This window comes from Micromonospora humida, from assembly GCF_016901255.1.
Taxonomy (GTDB): Bacteria; Actinomycetota; Actinomycetes; order Mycobacteriales; family Micromonosporaceae; genus Micromonospora; species Micromonospora wenchangensis.
This window is the reverse complement of record NZ_JAFEUC010000013.1, coordinates 109,655-127,516: the sequence shown is the minus strand read 5'-3', so window position 1 is coordinate 127,516 and position 17,862 is coordinate 109,655. Positions and strand designations below refer to the sequence as shown.

Annotated in this window: 19 protein-coding genes; 8 read left to right on the top strand and 11 right to left on the bottom strand. The window is 73.6% G+C overall.

The features are described 5' to 3' along the window. Positions 1-102: 102 nt before the first annotated feature. On the top strand, positions 103-1,419 hold the full coding sequence (locus tag JQX11_RS24210; protein ID WP_204927256.1) for an AAA family ATPase: 1,317 nt from the start codon (positions 103-105) through the stop codon (positions 1,417-1,419). Positions 1,420-1,464: 45 nt separating this feature from the next. Beyond that, the gene (locus tag JQX11_RS24205) at positions 1,465-1,827 is read left to right on the top strand and encodes a globin family protein (protein WP_204927255.1); all 363 of its coding nucleotides are present in this window, start codon (positions 1,465-1,467) and stop codon (positions 1,825-1,827) included. Between the two features lie 6 nt (positions 1,828-1,833). On the opposite strand, the gene JQX11_RS24200 is transcribed toward JQX11_RS24205, so the two are convergent. Beyond that, the gene (locus JQX11_RS24200; RefSeq protein ID WP_204927254.1) at positions 1,834-2,718 is read right to left on the bottom strand and encodes a cellulose binding domain-containing protein; all 885 of its coding nucleotides are present in this window, start codon (positions 2,716-2,718) and stop codon (positions 1,834-1,836) included. 145 nt (positions 2,719-2,863) lie between these two features. Further along, entirely contained in the window at positions 2,864-3,613 is a 750-nt protein-coding gene (locus JQX11_RS24195; RefSeq protein WP_204927253.1) for an SDR family oxidoreductase, read from the bottom strand. 102 nt (positions 3,614-3,715) lie between these two features. Here JQX11_RS24195 and JQX11_RS24190 point away from each other — a divergent pair, with 102 nt between their 5' ends. Continuing rightward, entirely contained in the window at positions 3,716-4,537 is an 822-nt protein-coding gene (locus JQX11_RS24190; protein ID WP_204927252.1) for a helix-turn-helix transcriptional regulator, read from the top strand. Between the two features lie 11 nt (positions 4,538-4,548). On the opposite strand, the gene JQX11_RS24185 is transcribed toward JQX11_RS24190, so the two are convergent. The 5 genes from JQX11_RS24185 to JQX11_RS24165 all read right to left on the bottom strand — a co-directional run bounded on the left by JQX11_RS24185 (position 4,549) and on the right by JQX11_RS24165 (position 8,544). Beyond that, on the bottom strand, positions 4,549-5,400 hold the full coding sequence (locus tag JQX11_RS24185) for an aldo/keto reductase (RefSeq protein WP_204927251.1): 852 nt from the start codon (positions 5,398-5,400) through the stop codon (positions 4,549-4,551). Between the two features lie 69 nt (positions 5,401-5,469). Further along, positions 5,470-6,669 (bottom strand): endonuclease, encoded by a 1,200-nt coding sequence (locus tag JQX11_RS24180; protein WP_204927250.1) that lies wholly within the window; start codon positions 6,667-6,669, stop codon positions 5,470-5,472. A 148-nt stretch (positions 6,670-6,817) separates the two neighbouring features. Next, positions 6,818-7,039 (bottom strand): TM2 domain-containing protein, encoded by a 222-nt coding sequence (locus tag JQX11_RS33165; protein WP_204927249.1) that lies wholly within the window; start codon positions 7,037-7,039, stop codon positions 6,818-6,820. Positions 7,040-7,237: 198 nt separating this feature from the next. After that, a complete protein-coding gene (locus JQX11_RS24170) occupies positions 7,238-7,651 on the bottom strand; it encodes a Rho termination factor N-terminal domain-containing protein (protein ID WP_204927248.1) in 414 nt (137 codons plus the stop codon). Then, positions 7,648-8,544 carry a ParA family protein gene (locus JQX11_RS24165; protein ID WP_307826332.1) on the bottom strand — a complete coding sequence of 299 codons (897 nt, stop codon included), beginning with the start codon at positions 8,542-8,544 and terminating at the stop codon, positions 7,648-7,650. The genes JQX11_RS24170 and JQX11_RS24165 overlap by 4 nt, the downstream gene beginning before the upstream one ends. A gap of 94 nt (positions 8,545-8,638) precedes the next feature. Here JQX11_RS24165 and JQX11_RS24160 point away from each other — a divergent pair, with 94 nt between their 5' ends. Next, positions 8,639-9,796, top strand: coding sequence for a hypothetical protein (locus tag JQX11_RS24160; RefSeq protein WP_204927247.1), 1,158 nt, complete (start codon positions 8,639-8,641; stop codon positions 9,794-9,796). On the opposite strand, the gene JQX11_RS24155 is transcribed toward JQX11_RS24160, so the two are convergent. From JQX11_RS24155 to JQX11_RS24140, 4 genes are all read right to left on the bottom strand, one after another. Further along, the gene (locus JQX11_RS24155; protein WP_204927246.1) at positions 9,730-11,163 is read right to left on the bottom strand and encodes an amino acid permease; all 1,434 of its coding nucleotides are present in this window, start codon (positions 11,161-11,163) and stop codon (positions 9,730-9,732) included. The two genes, JQX11_RS24160 and JQX11_RS24155, sit on opposite strands and share 67 nt — an antisense overlap. 125 nt (positions 11,164-11,288) lie before the next feature. After that, positions 11,289-12,008, bottom strand: a complete 720-nt coding sequence (locus JQX11_RS24150) for a YqeB family protein (RefSeq protein WP_204927245.1) — start codon at positions 12,006-12,008, stop codon at positions 11,289-11,291. Positions 12,009-12,010: 2 nt separating this feature from the next. Continuing rightward, positions 12,011-12,784, bottom strand: coding sequence for an ABC transporter permease (locus JQX11_RS24145; RefSeq protein ID WP_204927336.1), 774 nt, complete (start codon positions 12,782-12,784; stop codon positions 12,011-12,013). 5 nt (positions 12,785-12,789) lie between these two features. Beyond that, positions 12,790-13,689 carry an ABC transporter ATP-binding protein gene (locus JQX11_RS24140; RefSeq protein ID WP_204927244.1) on the bottom strand — a complete coding sequence of 300 codons (900 nt, stop codon included), beginning with the start codon at positions 13,687-13,689 and terminating at the stop codon, positions 12,790-12,792. A 132-nt stretch (positions 13,690-13,821) separates the two neighbouring features. Between JQX11_RS24140 and JQX11_RS24135 the strand changes: the two genes are divergently transcribed. The 4 genes from JQX11_RS24135 (at position 13,822) to JQX11_RS24120 (ending at position 17,856) form a co-directional block, all read left to right on the top strand. Beyond that, complete coding sequence (locus tag JQX11_RS24135) at positions 13,822-15,063, top strand: sensor histidine kinase (RefSeq protein ID WP_204927243.1); 1,242 nt, start codon at positions 13,822-13,824, stop codon at positions 15,061-15,063. Positions 15,064-15,097: 34 nt separating this feature from the next. Next, positions 15,098-15,781: a response regulator gene (locus JQX11_RS24130; protein ID WP_307826331.1), complete on the top strand. Its 684-nt coding sequence runs from the start codon at positions 15,098-15,100 to the stop codon at positions 15,779-15,781. Between the two features lie 70 nt (positions 15,782-15,851). Further along, on the top strand, positions 15,852-17,276 hold the full coding sequence (locus JQX11_RS24125; RefSeq protein WP_232378467.1) for an ATP-binding protein: 1,425 nt from the start codon (positions 15,852-15,854) through the stop codon (positions 17,274-17,276). Between the two features lie 88 nt (positions 17,277-17,364). After that, positions 17,365-17,856 carry a hypothetical protein gene (locus JQX11_RS24120; RefSeq protein ID WP_204927242.1) on the top strand — a complete coding sequence of 164 codons (492 nt, stop codon included), beginning with the start codon at positions 17,365-17,367 and terminating at the stop codon, positions 17,854-17,856. Positions 17,857-17,862 lie beyond the last annotated feature (6 nt).

Here is a 17,862-nt window from a genome sequence, read left to right as displayed (position 1 = left end):
GGCTACGGGGCATCTGACAGGCCACCCGGCCGCTCCGGCGACGATCCGTATCGTGGTGGAACTACCGCTGGCCAAGCGACAGCGGAGCGGGAGGAGAGGTCGATGATCGGGCTTGAGGTGCCGCCCGCCGTCGAGGCGGAACGGGTCGTCGCGGCCGTCCTGGCCGACCTGCGCTCAGGCGACCACCGGGGCGTGGTGGTGGACTCCCCGCCCGGGGCCGGCAAGTCGACCCTCGTGGTGCGGGCCGCCGCCGAGCTGGCCGCCGCCGGTGAGCCGCTGATGATCGTGGCGCAGACCAACGAGCAGGTCGACGACCTCATCGACCGGCTGGCCACCAAGGCCCCCGAGCTGCGCATCGGCCGGTTGTCGGCGACCGACTACCGGCCGTCGGAGCGGGTCCGGGGGCACGACACGGTCCGGGTCGCGTCGAAGGTCGCCGACCTGGGCGATCCGGCCGTCACCATCAGTACGGCGGCGAAGTGGGCCACGGTCACCACGGGGCGGTGGCCGTGGGCGATCGTCGACGAGGCGTACCAGATGCGCTCGGATGCCCTGCTGCGGGTGGCCGGGCGGTTCGAGCGGGCGCTGTTCGTGGGCGATCCCGGGCAGCTCGACCCGTTCTCCACCGTCGAGACGCTGCGTTGGACGGGACTGAGCTGGGACCCGATGCAGGCGGCGGTGGCGGTGCTGCTGCGGCACAACCCGGAGCTGCCCGTGCACCGGCTGCCGGTGTCCTGGCGGCTGCCCGCGACGGCGGCCCCGGTGGTCGCGGCGGCGTTCTACCCGTTCACCGGCTTCCGCGCCGGCACCGGCCCGGCCGACCGGGCGTTGACGCTGACCCGGCCGGGGCCGGGCGACGCGCTCGACGCGGCGGTGGAGCTGGCCGCCGGCACCGGCTGGGCGTTGCATGAGATGCCGGCCCGGCACACCCTGCGTACCGATGCCGAGGCCGCCGCGGCGTGCGCCGCGCTCGCCCTGCGGGTGCTGCACCGGGGCGCGGTCGCGGTCTCCGAGCACGCGCCGGCCGGCGCGCCGGTGACCGCCGACCGGATCGCCGTCGGCGCGGCGCACCGCGACCAGGTCGCCGCGATCCGCGCCCACCTCGGCCCGGCCGGGGCGGACGTCACGGTGGACACCGCCAACCGGCTCCAGGGCCGAGAGTACGACGTGACGATCGTGCTGCACCCGCTGTCCGGCCGGCGGGACGCGACGAACTTCCACCTGGAGTCGGGGCGGCTGTGCGTGCTGACCTCCCGGCACCGGCACTCCTGCATCGTGGTGGCCCGCGCCGGCATCGGTGAGCTGCTGGACGCCCACCCGTCGACGGAGTCGGTGCACCTGGACGTGCCGGTGAAGTTTCCCGACGGCTGGGCCGCCAACCAGACCACCATGACGTTCCTGGCGGGGCACCGGCCGTAGCCGGGACGGTGAACTGTGGGTACACGACGATCCGTACTGAGTGGTGTGCGGACGACGGAACTGGTCACCTGCCCCCGGAGCGTGTTCGACTGGCTCGGCCCGGCCGGCGTGCGCGCGGTGGTGATCCGCTGGCTGCGCCTGGTCGCGGCGGACGCCGAGTTGGCCCCGTACCTGATCGGGTTGGACCGGCCCCGGTTGGCCGGTCGCCTGACCGCCCAGCTGGCCTCGGCCCTGGGTGGCCCGGGTGGCGGGCGGGCCGTGGGTGGGGCGTGGCGACGGCTCGGGCTGACCGACGAGCAGCACTGGCGGGTGCTGGACTACCTGGCCGCCGTGCTCTGCGGCCTGGGCCTGCCGGTCGACACGATCGTCGCGGCCCAGCGCGCCGTCGCCGGGGAAGCCCGCGCCTGACGGCGGTCAGCCCCAGTTGTCGCCGTACTCGCGGACCCCGTCGACGTCGAGGGTGATCCGACTGTTGGGGGTCCACGCGCCGGTGGCCGCCTGCCAGCTCGGGTCGTCGCGTTCGTCGATCGCGGTCCAGTTGGGCCGGTGCAGCCGCAGTTGGATCGGCCCGGAGGACGCGCCGGGGGCCAGCACGCCGGTGTCGAAGGTCAGCTCCACCCAGCCGGGGAAGGGCGTCCCGGGCACCGGGTAGACGGTCGGGGTCGGCGTGGGGCCGGGGCCGGGCGGCGGCGCGGGCGGCGGAAAGTACTGGAGGGTACGCCGGATGTGGTCGCAGCCGAGCGTCGCCCAGTCGCACTCGGTGGTCAGGGCGGCGTTGCCGTTCTCGAAGCGCAGGTGGTAGCGGACCCGCACGGTGGTCAGGTCCAGCGGCCGGCCGCCCGTGTTGGTGATGTTCAGGCGGAACTGGGCCTGGTTGTCGGTGGGTGCCCAGTCGAGGTTGAGGTAGTCGACCTTCGCCCGCCCGTACGCGGTGCGCACGGTGGTGACCGCCGAGGTGTCGGAGTAGCCGCCGATGGCGTACGCCTGCAACGCGATCCGGTAGTCGGTGCCCGGGGCCAGGTCGGTCAGGGTGACGGCGTTGGTCTGTGTGCTGCCCAGGCCCCGGTAGGCGTTCGGCCCGATCGGCGAGCGCACGTCGTAGGTGATCGGGCCGCCCGGTTCGCCCTTCCACGTCGACGGGGTCCAGGTCAGGCTGAGCCGGTGCGGGTCGTTGGCGACCACCACGGGTGCGCCGGGGGTGGTCAGCGCCGGGGTGTCGTCGGCGCGGGCGGCGCTGACCGCGACCAGGCTGACGAGCGCGGCGGCAGCGGCGGTGGCGGTGACACGACGGGCACGCATACCCCGGATGGTACGGAGTGCCATGCACGCTCATCAATGACAGAACCGGTGATTCGTTTGCGTCATCAGCTCGACAGCATCCGCATCACCTCACGGCACCGCCGACCACCGAGGACCCGGAACGGCCCCGCAGGGCAGACGCCCGTCACCAGGGCAGCACCCCGTACGAGTCGTCGGCGGCGAGGTGCCCCCAGAGCTGCCCGGTCGGCCCGCCCGCCGCAAGCGTCGCCAGCCGCACGCTCACCTCGGCACCCTGCTCGGCGGTGCGGTACCCGGAGTGGCCGTTGAAGTCGGTCGCGCAGTAGCCCGGGTTCGCCGCGTTCACCCTGACCGGGGTGTCCCGCAGCTCCTTGGCGTACATCGCGGTGAGCATGTTCAGCGCGGCCTTCGACGACGGGTACGGCACCGAGGTCAACGGCCACAGGAAACTCTCCGGGTCGGTCATCGCGGTGATCGAGCCGACCTCGCTGGAGACGTTGACGATCCGTCCGGCCGGGGCGCGCAGCAGCAGCGGCAGGAACGCGTTGGTCACCGTGACCACCGCGAAGACGTTCGTCTCGAACACCTCGCGCAGGGTGGCCAGGGTGGTCTCGCTGGGCCGCGCCATCCCGTCGGCCCGGACGATGCCGGCGTTGTTGACGAGCACGTCGAGCCGGCCGTACTCCCGCTCCACCTGCTCCGCCGCGGCGGCCACCGACACCGGGTCGGTCACCTCCAGCGGCAGCGGACGGGCGTCCGCCCCGCCGTCGCGCAGCGCGGCCACCGCCGCCGCGCCCCGGTCGGCGTTCCGTGCCCCGACCAGCACCGTCATCCCCCGTGCGGCGAGTTGCCGCGCGGTAGCGTACCCGATTCCCCGGTTGCCCCCGGTGACCAGGGCGAGTGGCGTCGTCGTCATGGTGTCGAGCGTGCCGGCTCCACGGCGGGCGCGGGAGGGGTCGGCGCAGCCTGGTACCGGTGGTACCACCCTGCGCGCCCCACGCTGCGGCAGGCTGTACGCATGACGTTGCGCCGCGCCGAACTGGCCACCTTCCTGCGCAGCCGCCGCGTGAAGTTACGTCCCGTCGAGGTCGGCCTCCCCGAGGGGGTACGCCGCCGCACGCCCGGCCTGCGCCGGCAGGAGGTCGCCCAGCTCGCCGGCATCTCCGTCGACTACTACGTCCGGCTGGAGCAGGGCCGGGGAGCGCACCCGTCGGGGCAGGTGCTGGCCGCGTTGGCCCGCGCGCTGCTGCTCGGCCGGGACGAACGGGAGTACCTGTTCCGGCTGGCCGGTCTGGGGCCGCCGCCGGTGGCCGGCCCCAGCGCGGTGGTGGCGCCGGGAATGCGGCACCTGATCGACGCGATGACGGAGACCCCGGCCTACCTGGCGGACGCCAGGTACGACGTGTTGGCCTGGAACCGGCTGGCCGGGCACTTCGTGGGGGACCTGCCGACCGACGACCGCAACATGATCCGGTGGTGGTTCCGGCAGGAGGCGTCCGTGCCCTGGACCGACGCGGAGACGCTGCGCTTCGCCCGCGACTCGGTGGCCGACCTGCGCGCCGCCTACGGGCGTTACCCCGGCGACCGGGAGCTGGCCGAGCTGGTCACCGAGCTGCTCGGCGTCTCGCCGAGATTCGCCGCCCTGTGGGCCGAACACGACGTGGCCACCCGCCGGCCGGTGGTCAAACGGGTGGCCCACCCCGAGCTGGGACCCCTGGAGTTCGAGTGCCGGGTGCTGCTGGTGCCCGAGAGCGACCAGCGGTTGATCGTCTATACCGCCGCGCCCGGCTCACCGACCCGCGAGGTCTTCCGCCGTCTCGGCGAGCGGATCGCCGGCTGAACCGCGCCCGCTCAGGCGGGGACGTAGTCGAACTCGTCCGGGTTCGGGCCGGTCCGGCCGGCCTCCCCCTTGTCCAGCCCGCTGATCCGCTCCATCGCCGTGTCGTCGAGGGTGAAGTCGAAGATCCGGAAGTTCTCCTCGATCCGCTTCGGGGTGGTCGACTTCGGGAAGACGATGTCGCCGCGCTGCACGTGCCAGCGCAGCACCACCTGGGCGGGGCTGCGGCCCAGCTGTTCGGCGACGTCGACGATCGTCGGGTCGTCGAGCACCCGGCCCTGGGCGATCGGGGACCACGCCTCGGTGAGGATGTTGTGCTCGCCGCCGTACGCGCGCACCTGCTCGTTGGTGAGGTACGGGTGCACCTCGATCTGGTTGACCGCCGGCACCACGTCGGCCTCGGCGGCCAGTCGCTCCAGGTGCGGCACCTGGAAGTTCGACACCCCGATCGAGCGGGCCCGGCCGTCGCGCTGGAACTCCTCCAGGGCCTTCCAGGTGGAGACGAAGTCGCCGTCGTAGCGGGTGGGCAGCGGCCAGTGGATGAGGAACAGGTCGACGTAGTCCATCTTCAGCGCGGACAGCGTCGACTCGAACGCCCTGCGGGCGTCCTGCGGGCGGTGGAAGCCGTTGTTCAGCTTGCTGGTCACGAAGACCTCGCCCCGGTCCAGCCCGGAGGCGCGGACCGCCTCGCCGACCTCCGCTTCGTTGCCGTACATCTCGGCGGTGTCGATGTGCCGGTAGCCGATCTCCAGCGCCCGGCCGACGGCCTCGGCGGTGTCCTTCGGCTCGATCTGGTAGACCCCGAAGCCGAGCTGCGGGATGGTGTTGCCGTCGTTGAGGCTGATGTCGGGAACGGTGTTGGCCATGCCGGTGGATTACCCGGTCGGGCGGTTTCCTCACCGCCCGACCGGGGTGATCTGAGACAACCGGCCCGTTCAGCCCCAGATCGCGGTGGCCCACTCCGGGTGGTCGACGAACGGGTTGCGGTTGCCCTGCCAGCGCTCGTAGATACGCTGGTTGCGGCGCTGCTCGAAGGCGTCGGGCGGGTCCTGCCGGTGCCACTGCAGCAGCACCGGCAGCCGGCCCAGGTAGGGCGCGGAGCCGTTGGTGACCGAGTTGTTCATCTCCAGGTTCGGCCAACCGTCGTCGCCCTCGTACCGGATCGCCATATACATGATCATGCGGGCGACGTCGCCCTTGACGGCGTTGCGGGGCTCGAACGAGTCGGCGTCGCTGTAGCTGCCCGGGGCCTCGGCGACCGCGCTGCCGCCGGTGTCGAAGTCCTTGTTGCCGCGGGTGGAGTTGACCGTCACGTCCTCGGGGCGCAGGTGGTGCACGTCGGTGCCCGGCCCGGTGGCGGTGCCGAAGTCACCGTGCGACTTGGCCCAGACGTGCTCCCGGTTCCAGTCGTTGGCTCCACCGCCGTTGCTGCTCTTGCTCTGCGACCGCCCGCTGTAGAGCAGGACCACGTTGTTGGCGTTCGCCGGGTCCTGGTCGGTGTCCTTCAACGCCTCCCACACCTGGTCGTAGTTGAGCTTCGTCTGGGTCTTGATGATGGTGTGCAGGGACGTGCGCAGCGCGCTGCCGGTCTTGCCCATCGCGTTCGCGTAGTACGTCGAGTCGTACGGCCCGGTGGAGCCGGTCGGCCCGGGGGTGGGGGAGGCGGTGGCGGTGGCGGTGGGCGTCGGGGTGCCGCCGCCGAGGCTCATCGCGGTCGGGCTCTTCAACCCGCCGTGACTGAAGTACGCGGTCAGCGTCCCGGTTGCGGTGACCTGCCGGCCGCGCAGCGACGGGTTGGTCAACAGCCCGAACGTGCTGCGGTAGTCGGCGGTGATCTGGACGTAGAGCATCCGGCTGGTGCCGGTCTCGGTGGCGGTGTCGGCCAGGGCGATGGCGGTGTCGGCGGTGTAGCCGGAGGTGAGCACCGTGCTGGTGGCGGTCGGCTGGCCGATGACGTACCCGGTGACCGTGGCGGTCCGGCCGTCCTGGCTGGCGAGGGCCTGCGCGACGGTCGACGTGGCCGCCGCGGACGCCGACGTCGCGACCACCGTCACCGGGATCGCCAGGGTGACGGCGGCGGTGAGCACGGTGACCAGCCGCCCGGTTCGCGGGCGGATGCTGCTCTTCATATCCATGCCCGGCGATGTTATCGGCCGGAACCCGCCCGGCGGGAGGTCGCCGGGGTGAATTCCCGTCGACCGTCTCGCCGACGCTGCGCCGGACACCGGCCGGTGCCCGGCGGGCCGGGCGACGCCGGGGCCGCGCGGGCCCCGGCCCGGTGCCTCACTTGATCAGCGGCTGGCCCTGCTTGTCGCGGAACGCGCCGACCAGGATCATGATCAGATCGATGAACGTCCAGATGCCGAACCCGCCGATGGTGATCAACTGGAGCACGCCGGTACCGACCTTGCCGGTGTAGAACCGGTGCGCGCCGAGCACGCCGACGAAGAAGCAGAGCAGCAGGGCGACGACCCAGGACTTCTGAGTGGTGACAGGAGCGGTCACTGCGGTCCTTTCTCGGGTGGAGACAGCCGCGGGAGCGTATCCACCGTCCCGGCCCCACACAAGATCGAGACAGCCGGCTCCGCCCGGACGGACGAGCAGGTCCGGGCCGGTCAGGCCGGCTTCCCCCGACTGCGGGCCGACGCCGCAGGGCGCGCCGGTGCCCGTTGCTCCCGCCTGGTGCGGTCGGGCCGGGACGGCTCAGCGGGCACGCACGGCGGCGGAGGCGACCCGGAACCCGATCGTCCGGTCGACCAGCCGCTCCACCAGTTCCGCCTTGCGCAGGCCGGTCACCCCGCGCAGCCCGAGCCGGGCGGCCAACGCCCGCAGGTCCCGCACCGCCCAGGGCGTCAGGTATTCCGTGCCGTCGCGGCGGTGCGCGAACGCGTCCAGGGTGGCCGACGCGGCGGCCAGGTCGACGCCCGACGGGGCGGACGACGTCGGTGCAGCCGGCCGGTCCGCACCATTTCGGGGCGGCGTCACCGGGGCGACGACCAGCCGGGCCCGCCCCTGCGCCAGCGCGGCGGCGTCGGCGGCCGACAGCCCGGCCAGCAGCTCGCCCACCCGGGCCAGGACGCCGACCGCGACGTCCCCCGTCGACTCCGGACCGCTCACACCGTCACCTCGCGGGGTTGCAGGTGGGCGATGAACTCGGTGGTGATCTGCCGCAGCTCCTCCTGTACCACCGGCGAGGTGACCCGGTTGCGCAGCACCACCGGGACGCCGCGCGGGGTGTTCCCGGCGAACAGGGTGACGTTCTCCCGCAATGCGGTGGGGAAGACCGGCAGGCCGAGCGCCCGTACCTGGTCCAGGTAGCCCTGGTGGGCGGCGATCGGCCGCTGTGCGGTCAACTGGATCATGGTGAAGACCACCCCGGCGACGTCCGGGGCGACCTTGTGGTGCCGGCGGCTGGTGGCGAACCGGCGGGCGTCGGCGTTGTACCGGTCCACCAACTCCCGGACGCTGCCGCAGAGGTGGTCGATGCCGAGGGTGGACAGGTAGTCGGCCTTCGCCGGGATGAGCAGGTGGTCGCTGGCGATGACGGCGGACTGGGTGACCACGTTGAAGTTCGGCGGGCAGTCGATCAGCACCAGGTCGTAGCCGTCGAGGGCCGCGTCGTGCAGCCCCTCGGCCAGCGCGCCCCGGACCCGGAACAGCTCCCGGTCGTAGTCTTCCCCGTCGGCCACGCCCCGGGCCAGCGCGAGGTCGATGTCGGCCAGGCCGAGGTGCGAGGCGATCAGGTCCAGCCGGCCGGCCCCGGTCAGGTGGGCGTTGGCCGGGCCGGGGGAGACCACCAATTCACCCAGCGTCACCGCCGGGGTGTCCCCGCGCAGGCCGTCGTACCAGCGTTTCACGGTCCGGCCGTCGCGCAGCCGTTCCCGCCAGTCGTCCGGGTCGTAGAAGCTGAACGTCAGGCTGGTCTGCGGATCGAGGTCGATCAGCAGCACCTTCATCCCCCGGTTCGCCAGTTCGGCCCCGAGGTTCGCGGTCACGGTGGTCTTGCCCACCCGCCCTTGTAGTTGATCACGGACACGACGTACACCGACGGCACCTCCCCAGAGGGGGAACCGTAGCCGCCCGGATGGCGTCTGACCATCCATGATGCCCATTCCGAGCGGTCACGCTCCGCGATCGGGCCGCCGGCTCGCCGCCGCCGGCATCGGGCTCGCGGCCCTGGCCGTGCCGCTCTGGGCGATCGGCATGACCCGGTGGCAACCGCTCACCGAACCGGTCGGCCCGTGGTCGGAGCGGCTCCCCGAGGCGTCCACCTACTGGGCCCGCGACCTGCGTTTCCTGGCACTGATGGCGGTCGCGTGCGGGTTGGTGCTGGCCGGTGCGGGCCGGCGCCCGTGGCTGACGCCGGCCGTGCTGCTCGGCGGCGGCGTGCTGGCCGCCGACATCGCCGTCGACCGGGCCGACCTCACCGGCCCCGGCGCGACCGTGTCACTCGTCGCCGCCGGCTGGCTGGCCGTCGGCGTCACCGTGCTGCTCGCCGTACGCCGGGACGGCGCGACCGGTGTGGACGGTCCGCACCGTCGGACGGCCGGGGCCGGCGCGGTGGGAGCGGCCGGGCCGGACCGTACCGTCCCGTGGGTGGGCCCGCGCCGGACGGGCGGCCGGGACCGGGCCGTCCTGGCCGGGGTGGCCGCCGTCGCGGCGGTGCTGGCGCTGACCGCCGTGCTGACCCGGTCGCCTACCGGCCGGGAACCCGCGCTCGACCCGGCAGCCCTGGTCACCGCCCTGCTCCTGCTGGCGGTGACCGTGGCCGGCGCGGCGGCCGCCGCCCCCGCCCGGGGTCGACGTCGGCTCGCGGCGGCGGTGGGCCTGGCCGTGACCGGCGGGATCGGCCTGCCGCTGGTCCGGCTCGTCGGGCCGGCCGGCCGGCCCGTGCCGGTGGCGCTGCTCGGCGCGGTCCTGCTGCTGGGGGTGACGCTGCTGACCCGTCCCGCCCTGCCGGCCAACCGGTACGCGGTGCTCGTCCCGGTGGTCCTGCTCGCCCCGCCCGCGCTGTGGCACGTCGCGTTGCTGGTCAGCGGGGTCCTCTCACCCGGTGCGCCGTTGACCGTGCTGGCCGGCAACAGCCCGGTCGGCGGCGGCGGCCCGGACGTGCTCCCCGCGCTGGCCGGCCTGGTCGCCGGCCTCGGCACCGCGTTGGTGCTGGCCCGGGCGGCAGGCGTCCCGGGGCGGCCCGGTCACCGCCCGGCACCATCGGCCGGTGGATCGGCACGGCCGGCCAGCGCGGAGCGCCGGTACCCGTAGCACGCGTAGATCAGCCCGCCGAGCAGGAACCAGGCGGCGAACCGCAGCCAGGTGACGTGGTCGAGGAAGCTGATCAGCCAGACCGAGAAGACCACCCCGAGCGCCGGCACCACCGGCATCCCGGGCAACCGGAACGTGCGCGGGACGTCCGGGCTGCGGTAGCGCAGCACGATCACCGCGACGCAGACCACCACGAAAGCCAGCAGGATGCCGATGTTGGTCAGCTCGGCGGCCTGCCGGATCGGCAGGAAGCCGGCGATCACCGCCGAGGCCACCCCGACGATCCAGGTGACCCGGGTGGGCACCCGGCGCACCGGGTGCACCTTGGCGAACCAGGCCGGCAGCAGGCCGTCGCGGCTCATCGAGAACCACACCCGGGTCACCCCGAGCATGAAGGTGAACATCACCGTCAGGATGCCGATGATCGCCCCGACGGCGATGACGCTGGCCAGGCCCGAGAGCCCCACCGAGGCGAACGCGGAGGAGAAACCGCTCTCCGGGTCGATGTCCCGGTAGTTCTGCATCCCGGTGAGCACCAGCGTGGCCAGCACGTACAGCACCATCGAGATGACCAGCGACCAGACGATCGCCTTCGGCATGTGCCGGCGGGCGTCACGGGACTCCTCGGCGGCGGTGCTCATCGCGTCATACCCGAAGACGGCGAAGAAGACCGTGGCCGCGCCGGTGAACGCCCCGCCGAGCCCGAACGGGAAGAACGGCGAGTAGTTGGCGGTGCGGACGTGGAAGAAGCCGACCACGATCACCAGCAGTACCACGGCCACCTTAACCCCGACCACGACCGTCTCGAACCGGGCGGCGGTCCGGATGCCCAACGTCAACAGGAAGGCGATCAGCAGGCAGAGCAGCACGGCGAACAGGTCCACCACGTGCCCGTCGCCGGTGCCCGGAGCGCCCAGCATCCAGGCCGGCAGGTCGACGCCGAGCTGCCCGACGAGGAAGCCGAAGTAGCCGGAGATGCCGATCGCCACCACCGCCACGATCGCGGTGTACTCCAGTAGCAGGTCCCAGCCGATGAACCAGCCGACCGCCTCGCCGAGCACCGCGTAGCCGTAGGTGTAGGCCGAGCCGGCCTTGGGGATCATGCCGGCGAACTCGGCGTACGACAGCGCCGCCGCCGCGCTGGCCAGGCCGGCGATCAGAAACGACACCAGCACGGCCGGCCCGGCGGTCTCGTTGGCGACCGCCCCGGCCAGGGCGAAGATGCCGGCGCCGATGATGCCGCCGACGCCGATCGCGGTGAGTTGCCACAACCCCAGCGAGCGGGACAACCCCTGGTCGGTCTCGTCGGCGATCTCCTCGACGGGCTTGCGGCGGAAGATCCCGCCGCGGTCGACTGTGGAGGCCATCGTCGTCCCCTTCCGCCGGGAATGCATCCACCTAGGTTGATACTCCCTGGGCGGCGGATGCACAATCGGCGACGACCCGGTCACGCTCGAATGAGGTGCCGGCTGGCCGGACCGGAGACACCTGGCTACGGCTGCGGCGGGGCCTGTCCACCCGGGCGCGGAGCCGCCCGCCAGTACTGCCGGCCACCCTCGTCCCGGACGACCACCCCGATCCGGGCCAGTTCCCCACCCAGCTCCCGGACGTCGCGCGCCCGGTGGGCGTCGACGGCCCGCTGGCGGGCGCGCAGCAGCGGGTCCGCCCCCGGCGGCAGGTCGGGCAACCCCTCCACCCACCGCCGGTACGCGTCCCGGTACGGATCGGCGTCCCGCCACGGCCACCCGTGCCCGTCGAAGGCGTCCTTCAGCCGCTGCCGGCTCAGGTCGGAGCGTTCCCGGGCCAGCTCCGCACCGGCCGGGCCGAGCAGCACCAGCTCCCTGCCGTCGACGAAGACGGCGGTGACGGTGCGCCGGGCCAGTTCGCGGTCGACGCCGTCGCGGCGCAGCCGGACACCGTCCCGGTCCATTGTGACGATCAACCGTTCCCGGGTGCCGACGTAGGCGAGGAGCAGCCCGGCCAGCATCCCGAGCAGCAGGCCCCCGGCCAGCGCCCGCCGGTACGGCAACCCGGCGACCAGCTCGAACCAGCCCTGCACCGGGGCCCAGGGCAGCCCCGCCACCCAGTCGGCGACCATGGGCAGCCGCCCGCCCAGGGCACCGCCCAGCAGCGGGAAGCCGACCCACATCACCAGCAGCTCCCCGACGTCGCCACCGACCCTGGTCGCGCCGCCCGGCTCCCGCGCCCGCATCGTCAGTGCACCTCGCGCCGCAGTGTGCGCACCATTCCGACGGCGAGCGGCGCGACCACCCAGACCAGCAGGGACACCGCGAGCCGACCCCACTGACCGGCGGTCATGTCCGGGCCGAGCAGCGGCTCCATGGTGATCGACGTGTCCAGCCAGCGGGCCGGGCCGTGCAGCGCCGCGATCATCGCGGACAGGATGCCCCACACGGTCGGCAGCAGCAGCGAGGTGACGATCGCCAGCGGGGTGTTGAGCAGCAGCAACCCGAACCCCGCGCCGATCAGCACGTTGATCGACTGGAACACGGCGGCGTGCCCGGCCACCGTCGGGTTGAAGTCCCAGCTCCCCGCCCCGCCGGTGATCCCCGAGAGCAGGGTGCCCACGGCGGCGACGGCCAGGCTCACCAGCACCGACGCCAACGCGGCGAGCAGCACGGCGGCGAGCTTGGCGACGATCACCCGTTCCCGGCGCGGCACCAGGGCGAACGTGGTCAGTGCGGTGCGCTGGGACCACTCGGCGGTGATCGACAGGATGCCCAGCACCGGCAGCAGCAGCGCCACCGGCGCCAGCGACGCGGTGAAGAAGTTGGTGAAGGTCTGCGCGGTGTCGTCGACGAAGCGCAGTTGCAGCGCGACGATCGCGGCGGCGATCAGCCCGATCGAGGCCAGCAGCCAACGGCCGGCCCGGGTGTCGCCGAGTTTGCGCAGCTCCACCCCGATCAGCCGGGCCAGGGACGGTCCGGGGACCGCCCTGCGGACGGTGGCGGGGGGAGTGGTCGTCATGGTGGTCACTGCACGGCCTCCTTGGTGCTCGCGCCGGCGGTCAGGGTGAGGAAGAGCTGTTCCAGGCCACCGCCGCCGGCCGGCCGCAGCTCGGTCAGGACCAGTCCGGCGTCGGCGGCGGCCTGCCCGACGACGTCGGGTTCGGCGCGGACCACGTACCCGCCGTCGGCGCCGGCGGTGGCGTCCAGCCCGGCCCGGTCGAGGGTGAGCCGCAGCGCGTGCGGGTCGCGGGCCCGGACCAGGGTGCCGGCCCCGGCCAGCAGTTCGTCCTTGCCGCCCTGGGCGACGACCCGGCCGCCGCCGATCACCACCAGCCGGTCGGCGACCGCCTCCACCTCCCGCAGCAGGTGGGAGGAGAGCAGCACGGTGCCGCCCCGGTCGGCGAAGTCGCGCAGCAGGCCGCGCATCCAGAAGATCCCCTCCGGGTCCAGGCCGTTGGCCGGCTCGTCGAGGACCAGCACCCGGGGCTCGCCCAGCAGCGCCAGCGCCAGGCCGAGCCGCTGCCGCATCCCCAGCGAGTACGCCCCGACCCGCCGCTTCGCCGCCACCGGGTTCAGGCCCACCCGGTCGAGCACGGCGGGCACCCGGTCGGCGTCCACGCCCATGGTCCGGGCGGCGAGGAACAACGTCTCCCGCCCGCTGCGCCCGACGTGCTGCGCGGAGGCGTCCAGCAGCACGCCCACCTCGCGGCCCGGGTTGGGCAGCTCGCGGTAGGGCTGACCGGCGACGGTGGCGGTGCCGGAGGTCGGGCGGGTCAGCCCGCACAGCATCCGCATGGTGGTGGACTTGCCCGCCCCGTTCGGGCCGAGGAAACCGGTCACCGTGCCCGCTTCGCAGCGGAACGAGACGTCGTCGACGGCGGGGTGCGGGCCGTACCGTTTGGTGAGGTGGTCGACTGCGATCATGCGTCGAGCCTGTCCCGACCACCCGGCCGGGCGCTGCGGCCGACCGTCGAGAGCCGCCCCTACCTCGGTCTACCCGTAGACCTCGACTTTGGTTGGTGTCCGAGGCGCCGTTCGGCTTTCTAGCATGGGTGGGTGAGTGCTGCCGTCGTACCCGATCATCCCTGGCTGCTGCCGGGGGCGCTGACGCCCGAGGCCAGGACGCCCCGGCGGACGCCCCGGGACTGGCTGGTCGACACGGTGGCCTTCCTGCTCGCCGTCGGCTGGGCGTTGGTGGGCTTCGGTGACGCGGTGTCGCCCGACCCGCAGTTCGCCCACAACGCCGGGCCGCCCTGGCTGGTCGGGGTGGACCTGGCGGCGGGTCTGACCTTCTGCGCGGCGCTGTGGCTGCGCCGCCGCTGGCCGGTCGGGCTGGCCGTGGCCGGTCTGCCGCTGGCGCTGTTCTCGGTGACCGCCGGGGTGGCGTTGCTGGTCGTGGTCTTCACCGTGCTGGTCCACCGGCCGCTGCCGATCGGCGCGGCGCTCGTCGGCTTCCACCTGGCGGTCATCCCGCTCTACACCGTCGTGCGCCCCGACCCGTCGCTGCCCTACTGGGCGACGGTGGCCTGGACGGTGATGTTCGTCGGGATCGTGGTGGCGTGGGCGCTGTTCGTCCGGGCCCGCCGGCAGTTGGTGCTGTCGCTGCGGGACCGGGCCCACCGGGCCGAGTCCGAGCAGCAGCTCCGCGTCGAACAGGCCCGCCAGTTGGAGCGCACCCGGATCGCCCGGGAGATGCACGACGTGCTGGCGCACCGGATCTCGCTGCTCAGCCTGCACGCCGGGGCGTTGGAGTTCCGCCCGGACGCCCCGCCGCAGGAGGTGGCGCGGGCGGCCGGGGTGATCCGGGGCAGCGCCCACGCCGCCCTGCAGGATCTGCGCGAGGTGATCGGGGTGCTGCGGGCCGACACCGCCGACGGCGACGCCGCACCGGAACGCCCCCAGCCCACCCTCGCCGACGTGCCGGCGCTGATCGCCGAGTCCCGGGCCGCCGGGGTCCGGGTCACCCTGGTCGACGAGGTCGCCGACCCGACGCGGGTGCCGACGGCGGTGGGCCGCAGCGCGTACCGGATCGTGCAGGAGGGGCTGACCAACGCGCGCAAGCACGCCCCCGACACGACGGTCGGCGTCCGGCTGGCCGGCGGCCCGGGGCGGGAGCTGGCGGTGGAGATCCGCAACCCCTGGCCGGTGGGCACCTCCGCGCCGGCCCTGCCGGGCGCCGGCACCGGGCTGGTCGGCATCGCCGAGCGGGTCACCCTGGCCGGCGGTCGGCTGACCCACGGCCGGGACGGGGCGACCGGCGACTTCCGGTTGGCGGCCCGGCTGCCGTGGCCGGCATGAGCCGCCCGGCCGTCCGGTGGCGAGGGGGTGCCCGGTGACGACCGACGGCGACGCCGCCCCGGTGCGGGTGTTGATCGTCGACGACGACGCGCTGGTCCGCGCCGGGCTGTCGATGATCCTCGGGGGTGTGCCGCAGGTGCGGGTGGTGGGCGAGGCCGCCGACGGCGACGAGGTGCCCGCCGCCGTCGCCCGGTGCGCGCCCGACGTGGTGCTGATGGACATCCGGATGCCCCGGGTCGACGGGCTGGCCGCCACCGAGGCGTTACGGGCGCTGCCGGACCCGCCGGAGGTGTTGGTGCTGACCACCTTCGACGCCGACGAGCAGGTGCTGCGGGCGTTGCGGGCCGGGGCGGGCGGTTTCCTGCTCAAGGACACCCCGCCCGCCGAGATCGTCCGGGCGGTGCTGCGGGTGGCCGCCGGTGAGGCCACCCTGTCGCCGACGGTGACCAGGCAGTTGATCAGCCATCTGACCGTGGGGCCCACGCCGGGTCCGGACCAGCGTCGGGACCGGGCGCTGCGACTGCTGGCCGGGCTCACCGAGCGGGAGCACGAGGTCGCGGTGGCGCTCGGTCACGGCCGGACCAATGCGGAGATCTCGGCGGAGCTGTTCATGAGCGTGGCGACGGTGAAGGCGTACGTGTCCCGGCTGCTGACCAAGCTGGCGCTGAACAACCGGGTCCAGGTGGCGCTGCTGGTCCACGACGCGGGCCTGGTCTGACGATCTAAAGCACCCAGACTTGATACCCTCATTTTTGGTGGTATCAGATCTGAGTGCATCGGAGTGGGGTATGCACGGCTTCGTGGGGCGGGACCGGGAACTCGCCCTGCTCGACGGCATGCTGGCCAAGGTCAGCCGGGGAGGGCGGGCTGGTCGCCCCGGGCGGGCACTGCTGATGCGGGGGCGGCGTCGGGTCGGCAAGTCCCGCCTGGTCGAGGAGTTTGTCGACCGGGCCGGGGTGCCGCACCTGTTCTTCACCGCGTCCGCCCAGCCCACCGTGGCTGCCGATCTTGCGCTTTTCGTCGAGGCGGTGGTCGGGTCCAGCCTGCCCGGCGCGCACCTGTTCGCCGCTCAGCGTCCGGGCACCTGGGACGCCGCGCTCACCCTGCTGGTCGCCGCGTTGCCGACGGACCGGCCGGCCGTGGTGGTGCTCGACGAGTTGCCCTATCTGATCGCCACGGACCCCGGGCTGGAGGGCACCCTGCAGAAGGTGTTCGACCGGGAGCTGTCCCGGCTACCGGTGTTGGTGATCGGCATCGGCTCCGACCTGGCCATGATGGAGGCGTTGAACGACTACGGACGGCCGTTCCACCAGCGGGCGACGGAGTTGGTGGTGCCGCCGCTGAGTCCCGCCGACGTCCGGGAGATGCTCGGGGCGGCACCGGCCGACGCCTTCGACGCCTATCTCGTCTCCGGTGGCCTGCCGCTGATCCTCGACGAGTGGCCCAGCGGGGCCAGCCTCGCCGACTACCTCGCCGACGCGGTGACCGACCCGACCTCCGCCCTGCTGGTCAGTGCGGAACGGGCGCTGGCGGCCGAGTTCCCCACCCAGTCGCAGGCCGGACTGGTGCTGCGGGCCATCGGCTCCGGGGAGCGGACATTCTCGCTGATCGCACGGGCCGCCGGTGACCTGCCCCAGGCCTCGCTCAGCCGTGCGCTGCGACTGCTTGTCGACAAGCGCATGGTCGAGGTGACCACCCCGCTGTCCACCCGCCCCTCGCGGGAGACCCGTTACACCGTCGCCGACCCGTACCTGCGCTTCTGGCTTACCTTTCTCGGCCCGTACCTGCCCGAGATCGAGCGTGGGCGGGGCGATCTCACCCTGGCCCGGCTGCGTACTTCCTGGACGTCCTGGCGGGGGCGGGCGATCGAGCCGGTGGTACGGGAGTCGCTGCGCCGGCTGCCCGCCGGCCACCTGCCGGAGGACACCGGCGTGGTGGGCGGCTACTGGACCCGGACCAACGACCCGGAGATCGACCTGGTCGGGGCGGACCGTGGACCGGTCGCCCGGCGGATCACCGTCGTCGGCTCGGTGAAGTGGCTGGAGAACCGGCCCTTCGACGGGCACGACCTGGGACGGCTCACCCTGCACCGGTCCCGGCTGCCCGGTGCCGACGAACAGGTGCCGCTGCTGGCGGTAACCCGGGCCGGCGCGGTGGTGGACGGGGCGCGGGTGTTGACGCCGGAGGATCTGCTCACCGCGTGGGGGGATTGAACCGCCGCCGGTCACCGCCCGTACCACTGCGCGAGGATGCGTTGTGGCGATTCAGCCGCAGTCGCTGCCGAGTTGCGGGAGGCCTGCCGTGCGAGTTGGTGAGCAGTCGACGGACCCCATCGATCAGGTTCTGGGCGAGGTGCCGGTGCCCGCCTCGTTGACACCCGAGGACGTCCGGCTCGCGGTGCGAGCGGTCGTGGTGCACGCCGCCGAGGAGTGGCCCAACGGCCCGCTGTGCCGCAACGACGGGGCGTCGTACCCGTGCCGGCTGCACCGTTGGGGGCGGCGGGTGCTGGAGAACCACGGGTTGAACGAGCGTCAGATCGACGCGCTGATCCGGCACGGCAACCCGTTCGTGCACGTGCCCTTCCCGTTCACCTACACCACACCCCGGCCCGGCGCGGCCCCGGCGCGGACCGCCCCGGCGGCCGGCTACCCGGCCCGTGGCCAGGTCGGTCGGCCCGGTGTGCCCGCGGCGCGGCCCGCTGCGGCGGGGATGCGGCCGGGCGTGCGCTCCGGCGTCCCCGGCCGGCCGGTGACGCCCCCGGCTGCCGCGCCGCGCTGGCCCCGGGCGAGCTGAGCGCCC

Excerpts from the sequence above, each read along its gene's own strand:
- JQX11_RS24210 (WP_204927256.1), top strand. The coding sequence starts at position 103 with ATGATCGGGCTTGAGGTGCCGCCCGCCGTCGAGGCGGAACGGGTCGTC.
- JQX11_RS24200 (WP_204927254.1), bottom strand. The coding sequence starts at position 2,718 with ATGCGTGCCCGTCGTGTCACCGCCACCGCCGCTGCCGCCGCGCTCGTC.
- JQX11_RS24195 (WP_204927253.1), bottom strand. The coding sequence starts at position 3,613 with ATGACGACGACGCCACTCGCCCTGGTCACCGGGGGCAACCGGGGAATC.
- JQX11_RS24190 (WP_204927252.1), top strand. The coding sequence starts at position 3,716 with ATGACGTTGCGCCGCGCCGAACTGGCCACCTTCCTGCGCAGCCGCCGC.
- JQX11_RS24185 (WP_204927251.1), bottom strand. The coding sequence starts at position 5,400 with ATGGCCAACACCGTTCCCGACATCAGCCTCAACGACGGCAACACCATC.
- JQX11_RS24180 (WP_204927250.1), bottom strand. The coding sequence starts at position 6,669 with ATGGATATGAAGAGCAGCATCCGCCCGCGAACCGGGCGGCTGGTCACC.
- JQX11_RS24160 (WP_204927247.1), top strand. The coding sequence starts at position 8,639 with ATGCCCATTCCGAGCGGTCACGCTCCGCGATCGGGCCGCCGGCTCGCC.
- JQX11_RS24155 (WP_204927246.1), bottom strand. The coding sequence starts at position 11,163 with ATGGCCTCCACAGTCGACCGCGGCGGGATCTTCCGCCGCAAGCCCGTC.
- JQX11_RS24150 (WP_204927245.1), bottom strand. The coding sequence starts at position 12,008 with ATGCGGGCGCGGGAGCCGGGCGGCGCGACCAGGGTCGGTGGCGACGTC.
- JQX11_RS24145 (WP_204927336.1), bottom strand. The coding sequence starts at position 12,784 with ATGACGACCACTCCCCCCGCCACCGTCCGCAGGGCGGTCCCCGGACCG.
- JQX11_RS24140 (WP_204927244.1), bottom strand. The coding sequence starts at position 13,689 with ATGATCGCAGTCGACCACCTCACCAAACGGTACGGCCCGCACCCCGCC.
- JQX11_RS24125 (WP_232378467.1), top strand. The coding sequence starts at position 15,852 with ATGCACGGCTTCGTGGGGCGGGACCGGGAACTCGCCCTGCTCGACGGC.